The following is a 17,883-nucleotide window of genomic DNA, read 5'->3' as shown; positions in this document are numbered from 1 at the left end:
GGTTGAGGGAAAGAGAAGAGTTGTCATGAATTTGTTGGAAATAAAAAAGAGCCTCATAATAAGAGAGGCTTTTTTACTTTTTAATTAATGTACCTAATTCTTCTGTAATAGCTTGCATTTCACTAATGCTGAATGTTTCACGTTTCATAACATGATCATAAATGTCACGTAAATCTTCGTACATTTCTTCGTTAAAACTAGCAGCTCTCATCGCTCCAGCATTAACCATACGTAATTTTTCTTTAATAGCTTCGACCATGTATTCAACGTTTTCTTCTGACTTTACGGATAAATCCACCGAAGTGTCCCCCTTTAAAATAACATAAGGCTATCTTAACATTTTTTATCATTTTCGTTAATGGATCTTTTCAATCCTATTAAATTAGTAGGGATTTCCTTTATATTTCATAATTGGTTGTTTATACTATAAGTATATATGAAGAAATGCACCAAGAAGGGAAGAAACAAAAACATGGTTCAAGTATTGTTTGTTTGTCTTGGGAACATTTGCCGTTCTCCGATGGCAGAAGCGATTTTTCGAAATCTTGTCGTAAAAGAGGGACTTGAAGAGAAAATTGTCATTGATTCTGCAGGAACTGGAGATTGGCATGTTGGTCATCCGCCACATAAAGGAACACAAAAAATTTTAAAAGAAAATGCAGTCACTTTTGAAGGAATTAAAGCAAGGCAAGTAGAAAAAGAAGACTTAACAAAGTTTGATTATATTATTGCCATGGACAACAAGAATATAGCAGATTTAAAAAGTTTAGGTAAAACTGGAGGCTATATTGGTAGGCTGTCCGACTTTGTTCCAGACGGTGGCTGGACAGACGTTCCTGACCCTTACTATACAGGGAATTTCCAAGAAGTATATGACCTTGTAACAGAAGGGTGTGCAAAGCTATTAGCTTTCATTCGAAATGAACAAGGAATATGAGGAAGCTTAGAAAGAAATACTTTCTAACATAAGAAATGAAAGGGTGAAGGAATATGGCAAAGAAAAATAATATTGCTCGAAACATTGCGATTGGTGTAGCGGCAGGTGTAGCTGTATCCATGTTAAAGAAAGAAAACCGTGAAAAAGTAAAAAATACAGCAGAAAAAGCAAAAACAAAGATGATTGAAATTGGTGAAAATGCAAAGATCAAAGAAAAAGTGCAAACTGTTACAGATAAAGGACGCGAACTTGCAGATTTCAATGTGGTAAAAGCGAAAGTAGCAGAAATTAAAAAATTAACGCCATCTGTTGTAGAGACGTTAAAAGAAACGAAAGAAATTTTTAGTAAGAAAAAAGTTGAGCCAGAAGAAAAGCCAGAAACGATTGAAATTCAAGCTGTATCTCCAAAGGTAGATGAGCTGAAAGCAGAAGAAGAGCCAGTAGTTGCTGAAGATGGTGGTATGAAAGAAGCGCGTGAATTATTTATAAAAGACTCAAATGCAGTGGAAAAAAAAACTGAAGCGTACATTGAGTTAAAGCAAGATAAAGAAGAGAAGAAAAGCGTTTAAACATATATGAGAAAAATTTTAGAAAAGGTGAGAAGAAATCGTACTTATTCGTTTGGTAAAGATTTATATGACCGGACGATGCGCGATGATGTAGCGGGCTTGGCAGCACAGCTCGCTTATTTCTTCTTGCTTGCAATTTTTCCTGGGCTCGTTTTCTTAATTACGCTTCTTGGATTTATTCCCATTCAAACAGAGGATGTGCTTAGTTTATTAGAGGTTTATGTACCAGATGATGCAATGAACTTAATTGAGGTAAATGTAGATAAAGTTGTAAACCAGCAAAATGGTGGTTTATTATCATTTGGTTTATTATCCATGTTATGGTTTGCCTCAAATGGTGTTAATGCGGTTATGAATGCTTTTAACCGCGCTTATGACGTAAAGGAAACACGTTCTTTTATTACAACAAGAGCGTTATCAATTGTGTTTACATTAGCTATTATTTTTATGATTGTCTTTGCGTTAATTGTTCCGGTATTCGGACAAGTTATTGGAGCAGCAGTGTTTAAAGCACTCGGTTTATCAGATAGTTTTTCTTTCGTATGGAGCATTACACGATTAGTAGCGAGTTTCTTCGTACTATTTGCTTTGTTTAGTTTCTTATATACATTTGCACCAGATCGAAAGTTAAAAAGAAGAGAAGTTATTTCAGGGGCGTTATTTGCTACTGTAGGATGGATTGTGGTGTCTTACTCATTTGCTTATTATGTAGATAAGTTTGCGAATTACGCCAATACATATGGTGGTCTCGGTGGTATCATTATTTTAATGTTATGGTTTTATTTAACTGGATGGGTAATTTTACTTGGCGGTGAAATTAATGGTTTACTCCACCATTATAGAACCGGTGACAATAATTCCCGTAATGAATAATGAGTTCTTGTTCCATAATAAAAAGGAACAGGGGGGATATTTCATGAGTAATAATAAAAAGAACCATAATAATAAAAGTAATAATAAACAAAAGAGCAGTTCGCATCCAAAGCATAAAACGAGTAGCAGTGCGAACGGTCATAATAGCTATCACTAAAAAAAACGGGTCCTCTATGAGGGACCCGTTTTATTTGCTTCCTTTTAGTAATCGTAAGCCATTCAAAATGACAAGAATCGTACTTCCTTCATGACCAATAACACCGAATGGAAGAGCTAAAAATTGCAAGAAGTTTGAACAAATTAGCATGGCAATAACGGCTAGCGAAAAGATTACGTTTTGCTTCACAATACGGTTCATTCGTTTTGATAAACGAATTGCTTGGGAAAGGCGAGATAGTTCGTTCTTCATCAGTACAACATCTGCAGTTTCTAAAGCTACATCTGTTCCTTCTCCCATTGCGACACCAATGCTAGCAGTAGCTAGGGCAGGTGCATCATTTATACCGTCTCCAACCATTGCTACTGTACCGTATTTTTCTTTTAACTTTTTAATCGTTTCAACTTTTGTTTCTGGTAAGCATGATGCGTAATATTCCTTTATATTACTTTCAGAGGCAATTGCTTTTGCCGTTTCTTCATTATCTCCAGTAATCATAATTGCTTCGACACCAATGCTTTGTAAATCACGAATAGCAGCTATTGTTTCTTGGCGAAGCGTATCTTTTAAAGCGATAAGTCCAAGAATGCCTCCCTCATCACTAATATAAACGACAGTTTTACCTTCTTTTTCAAGTGAGGCAGAAATACCATTATGAAATGTCTTTGTTTCTTCACCGATAAAATCAGCTTTACCTATTTTATAAGCGTTGTTTTCCAATATTCCTTTTAGACCAAAACCAGTTACATCTTCAACCTTTTCTGGTTTTTTTAAAGTAATGTCGTACGCATGTTGTGCATATTTAACAATGGATTCAGCTAAAGGATGTGTAGAGTGACTTTCAATTGATGCTGTAATATAAAGTACTTCTTTTTCTGTTATATTTTCTCGAACATATACATCTGTTACGGTAGGTTTACCTTCTGTTAATGTTCCTGTTTTATCAAACGCGATTGCTTTCACAGAAGCAAGGCGTTCTAAATGTATACCGCCTTTAAAGAGAATACCGTTTCTCGCTCCGTTAGAAATGGCTGATAACGTAGCTGGTGTAATGGCAGCTACGAGCGCACAAGGAGATGCGACTACAAGTAAGATCATAGCGCGATAAAACGTTTCATTCCAGCTCCAGTCAAGTAAGAAATGAGGAACGAACATCATAAGCGCAACAACGAGTAGTACACCTTTTACGTATGTTCCTTCAAACTTTTCAATGAATAGTTGTGATGGTGATTTTTCACTTTGTGCACTTTGGACGAGACGGATAATCTTTTGGAATAATGTTTGATCGCTCGGCTTCGTAATTTTAACTTCGATAGCACCACGTAAATTTACAGTACCGGCAAATACTTCATCGCCATGTCTTTTCTCATTTGGAATAGGTTCTCCTGTGATTGCTGCCTCATCGATATTTGTTTCACCGTTATGAATCGTACCGTCAGCAGGAACACGTTCACCGGGTTTAATTAAAATAATGTCGTTAATTTGTAACTCTCCAACAGGGACACGTTCCTCAGTTCCGGTGGAAATACGTAATGCTTCTTCAGGCTGTAAGTCAAGAAGAGCGGAAATTTCTTTTTGGCTCTTACTTAACGTATAAGATTCCATAGCACCGCTGAGTGCAAAGATGAAGATTAAAATAGCCCCTTCTGCCCAGTAGCCAATAATTGCAGCACCAATAGCTGCAAAGAGCATTAGCATTTCAACATTTAGCTCTTTTTCTTCAATCGTATCTTCAATTCCTTCTTTTGCTTTTGCATATCCACCAACTATATAAGCAAGGATATAGCAAGTAATACCTACATTCATTGCATCGTTCTTTGTAAATAACCAACCAAATAAAATAAAAATACCAGATGCTACTGCAAATACAAGTTCATAATGTTTTTTTAATGTGTCCCATAAAGAGGGATGAGAAATTGTTTCTTTTGCGTGTAACGTTTTTACTTCTGAGTTCATTACTACTCGCTCCTTCCGAATTCTTATTGAGAAAAATAATCAAAATCGAAACCCCTATAAAACGACGAAAGCTGCCATCCATAATGGATAGCAGCATTTCTGTTGAATCTCTTTTTAATCGTTCTTATGTTGTAATTATTCTATAGTATATCATATGTTTTTATGAGATGGTACGGTTTTGTTTCAAGTATAAACGGAAAACTTGTGTTTTCGCAATTCCTTTGGTATATATGAATATTGTTCATAAAAAGGTCGGAAAGGAAGACAACAAGTGAAGACAGAGAAATTTTTTACCCATCCGATTGGCGTATTTATTGCTGCAATAGTAGCAACTTTTTTATGGGGAAGCGCATTTCCTTTTATTAAATTAAGTTATGTTGAACTTGGAATTCAACCACAAGAAGTTGGAGAGCAAATATTATTTGCCGGTTATCGTTTCTTTTTATCTGGATTCATGCTCTTATTATTCTTTAAAGTGTTAGGAAAAGATATGAGCTTCAAAAAAGGAACGGGGAAACAGTTAATACAAATTGGTTTATTCCAAACGTTTCTTCAATATATCTGTTTTTATATTGGAATGAGTTATAGTTCGGGAATTGAAGGAGCTATCATTTCAGGGACATCATCATTCTTTCAAATTTTACTCGCCCATTTTTTATATAAAGATGATGCCCTCAATATGAGAAAAATAATTGGCGTATCGATTGGCTTTTGTGGCGTCGTTTTAGTAAATATGCCGAGTGATGGTAGCTTATCATTTCATTTTGGAATTGGAAGCTTATTACTTCTTAGTGCAGCAATGCTGTATTCATATGGAAACATATTAGCGAAAGAAGGTAGTAAAACGTTAGATGTTGGCTATATGACAGCATACCAAATGATGTTTGGTTCTATAGGATTATTATGTATAGGGGCTTTACAAGTTGGATTAATGCCATTTACATTTAGTCTACATGCACTAATTATGCTGATTTATTTATCTTTCTTATCTGCAGCTGGTTTTTGCATTTGGAATACAATTATGAAGTACAATAAGGTTGGAAAAGTATCTATGTATATGTTCTTTATACCCGTATTTGGTGTGTTATTATCGAGCATGATTTTAGGTGAAGCAATTCATTCATTTGTGTTACTCGGTTTAGCATGTGTAGCCGCGGGAATTATTGTGGTAAATCGGACGCCAGCTAAGCAAAAAATAGAGAAAGAAAAACAAGTAGCATAGAAAGCAGAAAAGCGATTACAATGGAAGAACAGTACTGTTCTTCTTTTTTTATAGAAAAAGGATAATAGACTAAGTGTAACGAAAAAAGATACAAAAAGCATTTATTGAGGAGAACATATTATGAATCTACTTTACGTGGTGTTAATTGGGCAAATACTTCTTTTTTTAATTGGTGCAATTTATGCAATGCGGCAGACAAAAAGAACGAAAGATAATATGCCGTTACCTTTAGCAATCCGTCTTATTCTTAGTTTTTCTTTAACAGGTAGTGCAATTTGGATATGGTTACAAGATCCATCTGTAGAGTATAGTACGTGGGTTGCACTTGGTATGACTTTATCGACTGTAGGAGATTTGTTTATGGCTGGGCTGATTCCAATTGGTCACAGGTTAATTGGTGGGATGGTTACTTTCGCTCTTGCTCATTGTTTTTATGTAAAAGCATTTTTGCAAACAGGAATTTCGTGGAATGGTTTTTGGATTGGCTTACTCGTATATGGGCTCTTTCTAATTGTAGGATGGTTCTTCTTTATCCGAAATGATAAACAGGATAAATTGTTTACGATAGGAGCTCTAATTTACGGATTGTGGGTTGGAGGAATGGCTTGCTTTGCATTCGCCTTATATTATGAAAATACAGGAATATGGTGGATACCAGCGTTTGGTGGTTTACTGTTTGTGATTTCTGATTTTATTATTGGCGTGACAGATATCGGAGGACGTAAATTGAAGTATGAGCCACTTTGGATTTGGTTTACATATGTAGCTGCTCAAATGTGTATTGTATATGTGGGATTATAAAAAGATACTCTCAAAATAGTGAATAGACTATTTTGAGAGTATCTTTTTTGCTTGTTTAATTTGATCAGTATTACCATTTTGAAATTTCTAATATTATAATTTATAATTCAGAATTTTGTAGAAAATCATCGGTCGTATTATTTATAATGAAAGTAAAAAGATGATGAGTTGGTGAAATGATGCAAAAGAAAAAACGTTGGCGTGAATTCTTTGGAACTATTGCAATTGCATGTTTATTGGTGTTTTTGGCGAAAATTTTTGTGTTTTTCCCTACGACTGTAAAAGGAGCATCTATGAGGCCAACGTTGCAAGATGGAGATAAGGTGATTGTTAATAAGTTAGCAAAACAATTTGAAAGCTATGGGAGAGAAGATATTATTGTTGTGAAAACAGATAATTTTTATGTCAAAAGAGTGATTGGATTATCTGGAGATATAATTGAGATGAGAAATGATCAATTATATGTAAATTCTGAAGTGAAAGATGAAGAGTATTTGGATAGTAATAAAAAACAAGCAGAAAAAAAACTTATGAATTTAACAGAGGACTTTGGACCAATTACAGTTCCCGAAAATAAGATTTTTGTTATGGGAGATAATCGCTTAATAAGTAAAGATAGTAGAAATGGTTTAGGTTTTATTGATAGAGAAGATGTGTTAGGAAAGTTAGCAGGCATTTATTATCCGTTTGAACATATGAAAATAATAAAGTAAAAAACCAAGCAAATTTTAGTTTGCTTGGTTTTTTTGGTTAAACAGTAGGAGATTCGTTTGATACAAAAATATCTTCATGTTTCTTTGTAGTACTTAAAACGAATTTATGTTGTAGCAATTGTAGTTTAAATAACGCCAAAGGATCATGATATGTTTCTGGATTGCTTCTTAGCGTTGCTAATGTTTGCTCGTCTTCCTTTATCTCAAGTTGAGCTGCATCTACATTTTGTTTCAATATATTAAGTGGATCTTTGAAGAACATCATGATATCACGTTCTAATGCACCTTCAAATACTTCAAATTGAAGGAAGAATTGTTTTGAAATTGTGTGAGCAATTTCTGTATAGTCTTCTGTTTCAATATATTGTTTATATTTGTTGGCGAGCATAGATTGGTTTTTTTGCATATTACCAAATAATTTTCCGGCACTTTTTAAGAAAAACTGTGTCGGTGTAAAGCGTAATAAAATATTGATGTTCGTTACTGTAATTCGATTTGTCATTCGTACAACATCTCGATTCCAATCATCTAATAATTTGAAATCGCAAGGAAGTTTCATACGTTCTTCTTTATATAATTTATTAAACGTTTCACTCATTTCATCTAAATAAGCTTGAGCTTGAATAAATTCATTATGTGCTGTTTCAATCCATTCTTGAATAGACCCAGTAAATTTAGGAAGAAGTACCTGTTGTACATGCTTTTGAACTCGTTCATTCATTGCAGCATTTAATTCTTCATGAACTAGTTTGAAATCACTATCTTCTTGAACAAGATCAGAGCAGCTCTGTAATAATTCAGGAATTTGAGAATGTATATCTCGTGTAATTTCTTCTTTCGTTAAAAGATAGGATTCGGTAATAGAACGAATTTTATCTTTTTCAAGAGCAGTAAGGTTATTAATAAATCCAGTAAGTTTCACTGAGATGTGTTTATTCCAGCGTACGGATTTTACTAATGTATTTTCTAATTCCACACGTTCATTTATGAGATAAGCAATTGTCTTTTGCGTAAACCATATTAGCTTTTCTATACGTTCTTTTTCTATATCGCGTTTTGCAAGATTAGAAAGAATAGATTCTGTTACATCTCCAAGTTGCTGGCTACTCTCTTGCGAAGGAGAGTATGGGAAGAATTGTGCATCTGGAAAATGTACTTTAAGTTTACTAATTAGTTTTTCATCAGTAGTCGTATTATTTGTGTGTGATACGAAGTGAATTTGTAAGTTTGGTACTTGTTCACGTAAATAAATTAACGTATCAATTTCTTGACTATGCAATGGTGAAGAAGAATTTAATACGTATACAAGGCTATCTGCTGCTTGTAAGTATTCAAAGTATGCATTGTTTTTATCCAATTGTCCTTGAATAGATGGTGTAATAAGAAATGTAAACTTATTTTTTCTTAAAAACCTACTTGGTAGCTTAATTTCTATACATTTTTTCTCAAGTTCTGACTGAGCAGATGTAGCCGTTATTTGATGGAATTCATCAAGGTTAGGGATATTTCTTATATCTAACTCGGTAAATTCTGTTATTTCAGTTTGACTAGCGTCTTTAAATAGAATAGGAGTTGTTAAAGTTTCAGTTAAGATGTTCTCTCCTAATATTGAATTAACAAATGATGTTTTATCATGGTCACTAGTTCCAGCTATTAGTATTGGTGTGACATTTAAATCACATAGTTCATGGACGAGTAGCGTAAATTGATGACTTAAATCTACATCATTTTTCTCAGCCCATACAGCGATTGTTTCGAATAAATGAGAAACTGTTTCCATATTTACATCTGCTTCAGCTGATGTATTAGAAAGTAAGGATCCAGCACTTTTTACGAGTAATGATTCTAAAGTTGTAGGTGAGACTTCATTCCATGCTAACACTGCTGCAGAGACAACTAGAGAATCTTTTGCTTTCGTTAAACTGAACCAATTTGTTAATAGATTTGGTACAAGTCCGTTTAATTCATGCATAAAATGATTTCCGGTAATTAATGCAAAGTATGTTTCTTGGTAGCGAGTAGAAATTTCATTCCAATCGTCATTATTGTCTGTTTCAATATGCAAGAATAAATGATTAATACTTTGAATCCAAGGAAGGTATAAGGATTCATGTTGATAGCTATTCCAAAGAGCAATAACAAGTTCTTTAAATTGAGCTTGATCAACAGCATATAGAGCTTTTAAAGACTCATAGAAATATTCAGGCTTAATATTTTTTGTAAATCCTTTGTTTATGTAAGTTATTAACGTATCAAACCAGTGTAAAGATTGTGTTCGGATACCTTCTTGAACAGCTAGTTCGATAGCGTTGTTCCAATCTTCTTGTTTTTCATAGAAAGAACGTGCAATTGCAGTAATATTTGGGTAATCCGGTTGGAATGCAACAGCTTCACTAATCGTCTTAAAAGCGAGTCCTAAACGATCTTGTTCGATATAAAGAGAAAGAAGTTGTAAGGAAACCTCCATCGTAAGAGTCGTATCTTCCGTTTGAATAGATTGATAAATTTCTTCTGCCTTTGGTAAGAATCCTAGTTCAAAATAAGCATCTGCAATATTTTTTGTCGCCCAAAGTGCAAGAGCATTATTTACTTTTTCCCATTTAAATATAGCTGCTTCAAAATCTTTATTTTGATAATAAAATTCACCTTGAGCAAATCGAATATTAGAAATGTTGGAGAATTCATTTTTAGATTCATTTATATATGCTTCACCGAGTACTTCCGATGCAGGAGTAGAAGTTTCTTCTGTTAAAAATGTTTTATAGTAAACTTTTTGAATAAATTGATTTTCAATGGTCATGTTCGTTCCCCCCTGTATAATTTAGAAAAATGATGTTGTATGTAAAAGGGTGTATGTTCTTTTAATAGGTAGAAGTTGCATTATATAGACCAAACTATGTTTTTGCTAGATATATCATTTTTCTTGAGAGTTAAACCGTTGCGAAAAGTAACTTTCCTTTATTGTAACAAAAAAACACGCATATGAATTTTTATTTTTTATCGGGTTATTTGCGGGCAATAAGAATCTAATCTCAAAATTGGTGAATATAAGTGAGTTATGTGGAGTCGGGATGTCTGTAAAAGCAAGATTGGCATAGGTTAATAATTAGTAGAGGATGAACAAAACTCCCACTGAGTAAAGTTTTCCTTTATCTCTGTTAAAGGAAAGAATAGAAGTAGAGTTCATTATAAAAACAATGTATAGTGAATATGTATACCATGTTTGCCTTAAAGATAGAAAGGGTACAATGTGGAATAACGACCGTGCATAGGATGTGTCTTCCGAATGGAACAACATATTGGCGAGTTAATCGCGCATTATGGCTATTTTGGAATTGTTATAGCTTTGGCTGGTGGGATTGTCGGATTACCGATACCAGACGAGTTTTTATTGACCTTTGTTGGTTATAATGTTTCAAAAGGAGTTATGTCAGGAACTGCTGCTTTTTTAAGTGGGATGGCTGGTGCGATGTTAGGGATCACGTTAAGCTACATATTAGGTTTAAAACTTGGGCTCCCTGTTTTAAAGAAATATGGGCCGAAAATTAGAATTAAAGAACATCACATTGAAAAAACACATATTTTATTTGAAAAATATGGGCCATTTCTTTTAATGATTGGTTATTTTATACCGGGCGTACGTCATTTAACAGCATATTTTGCTGGGGTATCAAATTTGACACTTTGGCGTTTTTGTTTGTACGCTTACGGTGGTGCGCTCATTTGGATAAGTGTTTTTATTGGGCTTGGCTGGAAGTTAGGCGAGAAGTGGCGCTTCGTTGAGTATAGTTTACATCATTATGGAATATGGATTTTATTAATTTCAGCAGTTGTTACATGTGTTGTATGGTTGTACATAAAGAAAAAGAAAAACCGCTAATAGCGGTTTTTTTAGCTGAAAGCAATAAATAATACACCAGCTGTAATAAAGACTACACCAACACCGGTCATAAAGTTTAACTTTTCACCGAGGATAATCATAGCGAGAATGATAGAAAATACGACGCTTAATTTATCGACAGGAGCTACTTGTGAAACCTTTCCTGTTTTGAGGGCAAGAAAATAAAATAGCCATGACGAAGCACCTGCAACCCCACTTAATGTGATAAATAGCAGTGCTTTTTTATTTAGCAGTACGTCGCCGATATTTTGAAATTTACCTTGTATGATAATAACGCCTATCATAAATAATGCCATAATAATAGATCGAATTGTTGTTGCAACGTTTGCATCGATGCCGTCTAAACCAAACTTTCCAAAAATAGATACAAGGGCAGCAGCAATTGCTGATAATAGTGCAAATAAGAGCCACGAACTCATAGTAAAATTCCTCCAATCTTACAGTATTATACATGAAAATTATTCTCATGTATAAAGTTGAAGCAATTGAGCTTTATAGAAAGCGTTACTTCAACTTAACTTCTTGCTCCACCTGAATTTTAAGGTGGGAGTTTTACTGCCTGTAAATAGTGGGCTAAATAACGAAATAATCCCCACCTTATATTTTTAATAAGGTGGGGATTATTATACTACTCTGCAATTTCCTCATATAAAAAGTACGTTACATTATAAATATGTTCTACTTCATCGTCTGTCATAAACAATAATTCGTCACGCTCAATCCCTTTTTTCTTTTCAATAAACTCAATCATATTTTTGCGTTCTTCTCTCTTCATCAATTTTATTTCTCCTCTCAATCTGTTTTAATACAGTTTATTTAAGTTACTGCTATTATATAACAGAATCTTTGGAAAGTGCCACCTATTTTATTATTTTTTTTAAAAGAACTTTTCGACAAAACAAGCCCACCTAAGGGGGGGCTTGTTTTATTTTATAGTCGTAAAAACTCAGGCTCCGTCGTACCCGCACCATCAATGTAATAAATTGTGTCGGGATTGATTTTGATCAATACGTAATTAGGGTCTTCAGGACCGAGTAACCAACGTTTTAAGCTATTATTCCAAAACTTGTTTTTTAATGTTGAGTCTTCCTCGATTGAAGCTAACCCTTCAACTTCAATATAATCTTCATCTAATTTTTTTCCTTCTCGTCCGAGTAGTACATGGACATTAGGATTTTGTTCAATATCTGTTATCTTTTTTGATTGTCGATCTGTTGCAACATATAGTACAAAATCTTCATGGAAAAACATCATAAAGGCGCTATGAGGTTTCTCATTTCGTACTGTAGATAATACACCAGTACGTTGACCTTGAATAATAGTTGCGATTTTTTCTTTTAAGTGCATAATTTTAACCCCTTTTCACAATTTATAATTCTGTCTGTTTAAACAAGATAATTTAAATATCTTTCATACTGTTTTCTTCAATCCGATTTTTTAAACGTAATTGTGATGAAATCGGACAAGTTAGGAGAAGAATAATAATAATATTGAGGAGAAATACATACGATGGAAGGATGAAAAGCATGTTTAATAAAATATTTCTTATAGTAGCGCTTATAGGTGTACCACTATCTGTACTTGGAAAAACACTTCACTGGCCAGAAACAATTATGTTCGCTGTGTATTGTATTACGATTATCGCATTAGCTGGTTTTATGGGGAGAGCAACAGAGAGTCTAGCAATTGTTTCTGGTCCTAGAATAGGCGGATTATTAAATGCTACTTTCGGTAATGCTGTTGAACTTATCATTTCAATTTTTGCACTTCAAGCAGGGTTAATTGAAGTGGTGTTAGCTTCTTTAACGGGATCTGTACTTGGAAATTTATTATTAGTAGGAGGGTTATCCTTCTTTGTTGGAGGTCTTAAATACAAAAGACAAAGTTTTAATGTATATGATGCAAGGCATAATTCAGCTTTATTAATATTTGCTGTTGTTGTGGCCTTTGTTATTCCAGAGATCTTTTCAATGAAGATGGACGCTGGCAAGACGTATCAATTAAGTATAGGTGTTTCTATTATTATGATTATCATGTACCTTGCTGCATTACTATTTAAGTTAGTTACGCACCGTGGTGTATATCAACATAAAAGTGACGAAGTAGCGCATGAAGAAGAGCCAGAGTGGTCGAAAGGGAAGGCGCTACTTATTTTAGCGATAGCAACACTAGCGGTAGCTTATGTGTCAGAGGCACTCGTGCATACTTTTGAAACTGTTGCAAAGTCATTTGGCTGGTCAGAGTTATTTATAGGGGTTATTATTGTTGCAATTGTTGGGAATGCAGCGGAACATGCGTCTGCAATTATTATGGCTTATAAAAATAAAGTAAATATTGCAGTTGAAATTGCAATAGGCTCTACATTACAAATCGCCATGTTTGTTGCTCCTGTATTAGTATTACTATCTATGTTCTTCGCGCAAAGGATGCCTTTAGTATTTACCATACCAGAACTTGTGTCTATGATTACAGCCGTTTTCTTAACGATTTCGATTTCCAATGATGGAGATACAAACTGGTTTGAAGGAGGCACTTTACTAGCGGCGTATGTCATTATGGGAATTGGTTTTTATTTATTATGAAAAATAGGCATAACAATTGCGCTCAGAGAAAACAATAAACGAAGTAGTATATATACCTACATAGGAAGGAGCCAGACAGGTGAAACGAGTATACAGCATATGTCTTTCAACTATGGTCTCGTTTATTTTATTATTTCCTAACATGAGTTTTGCAAAGACAACAGTAGGAACAAAAATGCCTTCATCTGTTTTAAATATTTCAAAAGACAATACATTTCCAAATGATGCGCAAGATTTGCCACGTTTACAACCAAGTAAATTTGCTCAAGAGCTATTGAAAACGGCTAATATTAAAATTGAAAATCCAGACTTAATTCGGATGTTTAATGAAACGACAATTTCAAATGCGCCACTTGCAGTAGGGTATCGGGCAAAAATTTATTTAGGTCAATGGGCCTTACATTATGAATCAGTAGACACATCGATTAATTGGGAATATAAACAAGTGAATCGAAATGTGTATGATAATCGCGGAGGAGACCGTTTATATCCACTTCGCTATAAGCAAGAAACACAAAAGACGGTTGAAGGCGATTTAACAGCAGATATGAAAGATGCTGCAGATGTGAAAAAAATGATGCTTCTCAAAGCACTTGAAAAAGTACAATTACCTCTTTCGTTTAAGACAACTATTGGTTATGGTACTGGACATGAGCGTGTGTATAATATTAGTCCGAGTCAACTTGGATATTTATACGCTTATACACCAGCAGTAAATGAAAAGGGAAAAGTAACATTTGGAGAAGTGTATCTTGTATTAAAGGGAAATCAAAAAAGACTTGTTGTGAAAAATATTACTTCTCAAGGAATTGGAGCGGCAATTCCAATTCATGATCATTTGTTTTTTAAATTTATTTCTTCTTCTCACTCGCAATAACATAAAAAACGTCAGCTTATAAGCTGACGTTTTTTTTATAATGTAATGTTTGCTGTTTTTGATAAGAAATCTTCTGTCGGATAGTAGCTGTTTTTTACAAGAACATTTGGTCCAAGACATTTTACTGCAGGACAGTGGCAGCTTAATGATTTTGCTGTTTTTGAAGTGCTCCATTTTTCATACGCTTCTTGTAATGTGTTTGTTTGTATGTTTCCTAGAAGTGGAACATCACCAAAGTCCGTCACAATAATATTTCCATCGAAAATATTTACATTTAAACGAGAACGGCCATCTGGATCATTACGAACAGTTACATTTTTGCTCTCTTGCAATTTTTTAAATGTAGCTATGTCTTTTTCGTCATCGCTACAAGCATAGAAAGGTAAAGTTCCAAATAGCATCCATACATTTTCATCGCGAATTTCTAGTAAATGTTCAATCGCATCACGAATTTCAGCTTTTGTTAAAATCTCTAGATTACTCGCGAAGTCACTTGGATACATTGGATGAACTTCATGACGTTTACAGCCCATCTCTTCGACGATTTGGCGGTGAATATGTTCAATATGTGGTAGAGTTCTTTTGTTTAGCATTGTTTCGGCCGATACAAGTACACCTGCATCTGATAGAGCCTTACTATTTGTAATCATTCTTTCAAATAATTTTGCACGTTGTTCGTAAGTAGGCTTACGCTCCATCATTGCAAATCCGCCTTCAACGAAGTCATCAATTGTTCCCCAGTTATGAGATATATGCAATACGTCTAAATAAGGAATAATCTGTTCGTAACGTGCTAAATCTATAGTTAAGTTAGAGTTGATTTGAGTGCGAACGCCTCGTTCATGGGCATATTTTAAGAGTGGTGTTACATAGTTGTCGACGGATTTTTTTGAAAGCATAGGTTCGCCGCCAGTAATACTTAAAGAACGTAAATGAGGAATCTCATCTAATCGTTTTAATAAAAGATCCATCGGAAGCGGATTTGGGTCTTTCGGCTGTAACGTGTAACCAACAGCGCAATGCTCACAGCGCATGTTGCATAACGTCGTCGTTGTAAATTCAACATTTGTTAATAGTAGTTTGCCGTACTCTTCAAGGTCCATATACGCTTCCCATGGATCGTAAGAAGGAGTAATCGGCTTCATTTTTTGTGATATCGTCATATGAAATACTCCTTTGACTATTGAAATAACAATTTGTCCATTCTCTATAATAGAAGAATATGTGCTTTTTATAAAGTGAAACTTTTTAGCATGGAAAGAGAGAGGGCTTACATTATAGTGGATGACTGTGACAAAATTGATGAAATTTCATGCCCATAGCAATCGTTTTTGCGGTATAATAAAAGCAACTCGAATTAAAAGGAGAGTGCCTTCATGGGAAAAGCAATTCAAGATAAAGATACACAATTAGTATATTTAAAAGAACGTTTAAATATGTTCATTGAAGTAATTGATACAATTGAACCTGAAGAAGTAGAATTAGAAGATGTAGATCGTCTTCTTGCAATGTTAGATGAATTAGAATTAAAATGTGAGCAATTTAAAAAAGACGAATAATATATTAAAAAGGCTACCAATTCCAATTTGGTAGCCTTTTTCTGTTCGGGTAATAGAAGGACGATAGAAAAAGAGGTATAATCAAGTTGTGAAAAATTTCATTTATGCTCTAATAGCGTGAAACAAATAAATAGCTAAAGAGCATAACAATTGAATTTTCAGCTCATAACGTTTTGGTAGCGTTCACAATTGAGGGGGAAGTAACAATGGAAAAGCTTCAAGAAAGCATGTATCAACTAATTGTTGAAACGTCAACGAACTTACCGAAAGATGTTCGTCGTGCGATTCAACAAGCGAAAGAGCGAGAAAATGCAGGGACTCGTTCTGCGATGGCACTTGGCACAATTACAAATAATATTAAAATGGCTGATGATAACATCTCGCCGATTTGCCAAGATACAGGGATGCCAACGTTTAAAATTTATACACCAGTTGGTGTGAATCAATTAAAGTTGAAGGAAGCTATCTATAATGCGCTTGAGCGGGCGACAAAAGATGGTAAACTTCGTCCCAATTCTGTTGATTCTCTTTTTGGAGATAATAGTGGAAATAATTTAGGACCAGGTACACCGGTGATTAAGTTTGAACAATGGGAAAAAGATTATATTGATGCACGTTTAATCCTAAAAGGTGGTGGCTGTGAGAATAAAAATATTCAATATAGCTTACCGTGTGAACTAGAAGGACTTGGACGAGCTGGCCGTGATTTAGAAGGGATTCGTAAATGCCTTCTTCATGCAGTATATCAAGCACAAGGGCAAGGATGTAGCGCTGGTGTAATTGGTGTTGGTATCGGGGGAGACCGCACATCAGGTTATGAATTGGCAAAAAATCAATTATTCCGTACATTAGATGATGTCAATCCAGTACCAGAGTTACAACATCTTGAAGAGTACGTATTAGAAAATGCGAATAAGCTTGGCATTGGTACGATGGGATTTGGCGGAGAAACAACTTTACTTGGTTGTAAAATTGGCGTCTATAATCGTTTGCCAGCTAGTTTCTATGTATCTGTTGCGTATAATTGCTGGGCATATCGTCGCCTTGGTGTGAAAATCCATCCTGAAACAGGAGACATTATGGATTGGCTATATCAAGAAGGTGAAGATACACTTCAGCATGAAGTACAAGAAAAAACAGAGCAACGTGAGATTGTATTACAAGCACCAATTACAGAAGAGCAAATTCGTGAACTTCGCGTTGGTGATGTTGTAACAATTAATGGCATGATGTATACAGGTCGTGACGCAATCCATAAGCATTTAATGGATAATGATTGTCCAGTAGATTTAAATGGACAAATTATTTACCACTGTGGTCCAGTTGTTGTGAAAGATGAAAATGACAATTGGCAAATTAAAGCGGCAGGTCCAACGACAAGTATTCGTGAAGAACCGTACCAAGGCGATATTATGAAGAAATTCGGTATTCGCGCTGTCATTGGAAAAGGCGGTATGGGTGCGAAAACATTAGCGGCTTTAGAAGAACACGGCGGTGTATATTTAAACGCAATCGGTGGTGCAGCGCAATATTATGCTGAATGTATTAAAGAAGTGAAAGATGTTGATTTCTTACAATTTGGTATTCCGGAAGCAATGTGGCATTTACGTATCGACGGGTTTAAAGCAGTTGTAACGATGGACTCTCATGGTAATAGCTTACATGCAGATGTTGATAAAACATCACTTGAAAAATTAGCTAGCTTTAAAGAGCCAGTATTTAAGTAAATAAAAAAT

The 17,883-nt window shown here is 34.6% G+C and carries 18 protein-coding genes; 11 read left to right on the top strand and 7 right to left on the bottom strand.

All coding sequences use genetic code 11. The features are described from left to right. Positions 1–73 precede the first annotated feature (73 nt). The gene (locus MR112_RS24975) at positions 74–298 is read right to left on the bottom strand and encodes a DUF1128 domain-containing protein (protein WP_000366196.1); all 225 of its coding nucleotides are present in this window, start codon (positions 296–298) and stop codon (positions 74–76) included. Positions 299–472: 174 nt separating this feature from the next. Between MR112_RS24975 and MR112_RS24970 the strand changes: the two genes are divergently transcribed. The 3 genes from MR112_RS24970 to MR112_RS24960 are packed head-to-tail and all read left to right on the top strand — an operon-like array spanning position 473 to position 2,379. Continuing rightward, a complete protein-coding gene (locus tag MR112_RS24970; RefSeq protein WP_000250916.1) occupies positions 473–937 on the top strand; it encodes a low molecular weight protein-tyrosine-phosphatase in 465 nt (154 codons plus the stop codon). 53 nt (positions 938–990) lie between these two features. Next, positions 991–1,506 (top strand): DUF4075 domain-containing protein, encoded by a 516-nt coding sequence (locus tag MR112_RS24965; RefSeq protein ID WP_001085387.1) that lies wholly within the window; start codon positions 991–993, stop codon positions 1,504–1,506. Between the two features lie 6 nt (positions 1,507–1,512). After that, positions 1,513–2,379, top strand: coding sequence for a YihY/virulence factor BrkB family protein (locus tag MR112_RS24960; protein WP_001226536.1), 867 nt, complete (start codon positions 1,513–1,515; stop codon positions 2,377–2,379). 187 nt (positions 2,380–2,566) lie between these two features. Here MR112_RS24960 and MR112_RS24955 read toward each other — a convergent pair whose 3' ends face one another. After that, positions 2,567–4,492, bottom strand: a complete 1,926-nt coding sequence (locus MR112_RS24955; RefSeq protein WP_242245552.1) for a heavy metal translocating P-type ATPase — start codon at positions 4,490–4,492, stop codon at positions 2,567–2,569. Between the two features lie 271 nt (positions 4,493–4,763). On the opposite strand from MR112_RS24955, the gene MR112_RS24950 reads away from it, so the two are divergent. From MR112_RS24950 to lepB, 3 genes are all read left to right on the top strand, one after another. Further along, complete coding sequence (locus MR112_RS24950; protein ID WP_000845701.1) at positions 4,764–5,714, top strand: DMT family transporter; 951 nt, start codon at positions 4,764–4,766, stop codon at positions 5,712–5,714. A gap of 120 nt (positions 5,715–5,834) precedes the next feature. Then, positions 5,835–6,515, top strand: a complete 681-nt coding sequence (locus MR112_RS24945) for a lysoplasmalogenase (RefSeq protein ID WP_001051080.1) — start codon at positions 5,835–5,837, stop codon at positions 6,513–6,515. A gap of 176 nt (positions 6,516–6,691) precedes the next feature. Next, the gene (gene lepB, locus MR112_RS24940) at positions 6,692–7,228 is read left to right on the top strand and encodes a signal peptidase I (protein ID WP_065381861.1); all 537 of its coding nucleotides are present in this window, start codon (positions 6,692–6,694) and stop codon (positions 7,226–7,228) included. A 37-nt stretch (positions 7,229–7,265) separates the two neighbouring features. Here lepB and MR112_RS24935 read toward each other — a convergent pair whose 3' ends face one another. After that, on the bottom strand, positions 7,266–10,028 hold the full coding sequence (locus MR112_RS24935; RefSeq protein WP_000151418.1) for a tetratricopeptide repeat protein: 2,763 nt from the start codon (positions 10,026–10,028) through the stop codon (positions 7,266–7,268). Between the two features lie 486 nt (positions 10,029–10,514). On the opposite strand from MR112_RS24935, the gene MR112_RS24930 reads away from it, so the two are divergent. Beyond that, on the top strand, positions 10,515–11,108 hold the full coding sequence (locus MR112_RS24930) for a DedA family protein (protein WP_000434878.1): 594 nt from the start codon (positions 10,515–10,517) through the stop codon (positions 11,106–11,108). Positions 11,109–11,119: 11 nt separating this feature from the next. Here the strand turns inward: MR112_RS24930 and MR112_RS24925 are convergent, their stop codons facing one another. From MR112_RS24925 to MR112_RS24915, 3 genes are all read right to left on the bottom strand, one after another. Next, positions 11,120–11,548, bottom strand: coding sequence for an EamA family transporter (locus MR112_RS24925; RefSeq protein ID WP_000100296.1), 429 nt, complete (start codon positions 11,546–11,548; stop codon positions 11,120–11,122). 209 nt (positions 11,549–11,757) lie between these two features. After that, positions 11,758–11,904, bottom strand: a complete 147-nt coding sequence (locus MR112_RS24920) for a BH0509 family protein (RefSeq protein WP_000817786.1) — start codon at positions 11,902–11,904, stop codon at positions 11,758–11,760. 155 nt (positions 11,905–12,059) lie between these two features. Next, entirely contained in the window at positions 12,060–12,476 is a 417-nt protein-coding gene (locus tag MR112_RS24915) for a pyridoxamine 5'-phosphate oxidase family protein (RefSeq protein WP_000550220.1), read from the bottom strand. Between the two features lie 179 nt (positions 12,477–12,655). On the opposite strand from MR112_RS24915, the gene cax reads away from it, so the two are divergent. After that, complete coding sequence (gene cax, locus MR112_RS24910) at positions 12,656–13,711, top strand: calcium/proton exchanger (protein WP_006916198.1); 1,056 nt, start codon at positions 12,656–12,658, stop codon at positions 13,709–13,711. Positions 13,712–13,790: 79 nt separating this feature from the next. Continuing rightward, the gene (locus tag MR112_RS24905) at positions 13,791–14,588 is read left to right on the top strand and encodes a YfkD famly protein (protein WP_002083605.1); all 798 of its coding nucleotides are present in this window, start codon (positions 13,791–13,793) and stop codon (positions 14,586–14,588) included. Between the two features lie 35 nt (positions 14,589–14,623). Here the strand turns inward: MR112_RS24905 and yfkAB are convergent, their stop codons facing one another. Next, positions 14,624–15,751 (bottom strand): radical SAM/CxCxxxxC motif protein YfkAB, encoded by a 1,128-nt coding sequence (gene yfkAB, locus MR112_RS24900; RefSeq protein ID WP_000156016.1) that lies wholly within the window; start codon positions 15,749–15,751, stop codon positions 14,624–14,626. 213 nt (positions 15,752–15,964) lie between these two features. Between yfkAB and MR112_RS24895 the strand changes: the two genes are divergently transcribed. Together MR112_RS24895 and fumA are read left to right on the top strand one after the other, a co-directional pair. Further along, the gene (locus MR112_RS24895) at positions 15,965–16,147 is read left to right on the top strand and encodes an SE1561 family protein (RefSeq protein ID WP_000513558.1); all 183 of its coding nucleotides are present in this window, start codon (positions 15,965–15,967) and stop codon (positions 16,145–16,147) included. 206 nt (positions 16,148–16,353) lie between these two features. After that, on the top strand, positions 16,354–17,874 hold the full coding sequence (gene fumA / locus MR112_RS24890; protein WP_000413523.1) for a class I fumarate hydratase: 1,521 nt from the start codon (positions 16,354–16,356) through the stop codon (positions 17,872–17,874). Positions 17,875–17,883: the final 9 nt, after the last annotated feature.

The sequence above is a fragment of the Bacillus cereus group sp. BfR-BA-01330 genome, from assembly GCF_022663885.1.
Classification (GTDB): domain Bacteria; phylum Bacillota; class Bacilli; order Bacillales; family Bacillaceae_G; genus Bacillus_A; species Bacillus_A cereus.
The sequence above is the reverse complement of the archived record's forward strand: the minus strand, read 5'-3'. Positions and strand labels throughout refer to the sequence as shown.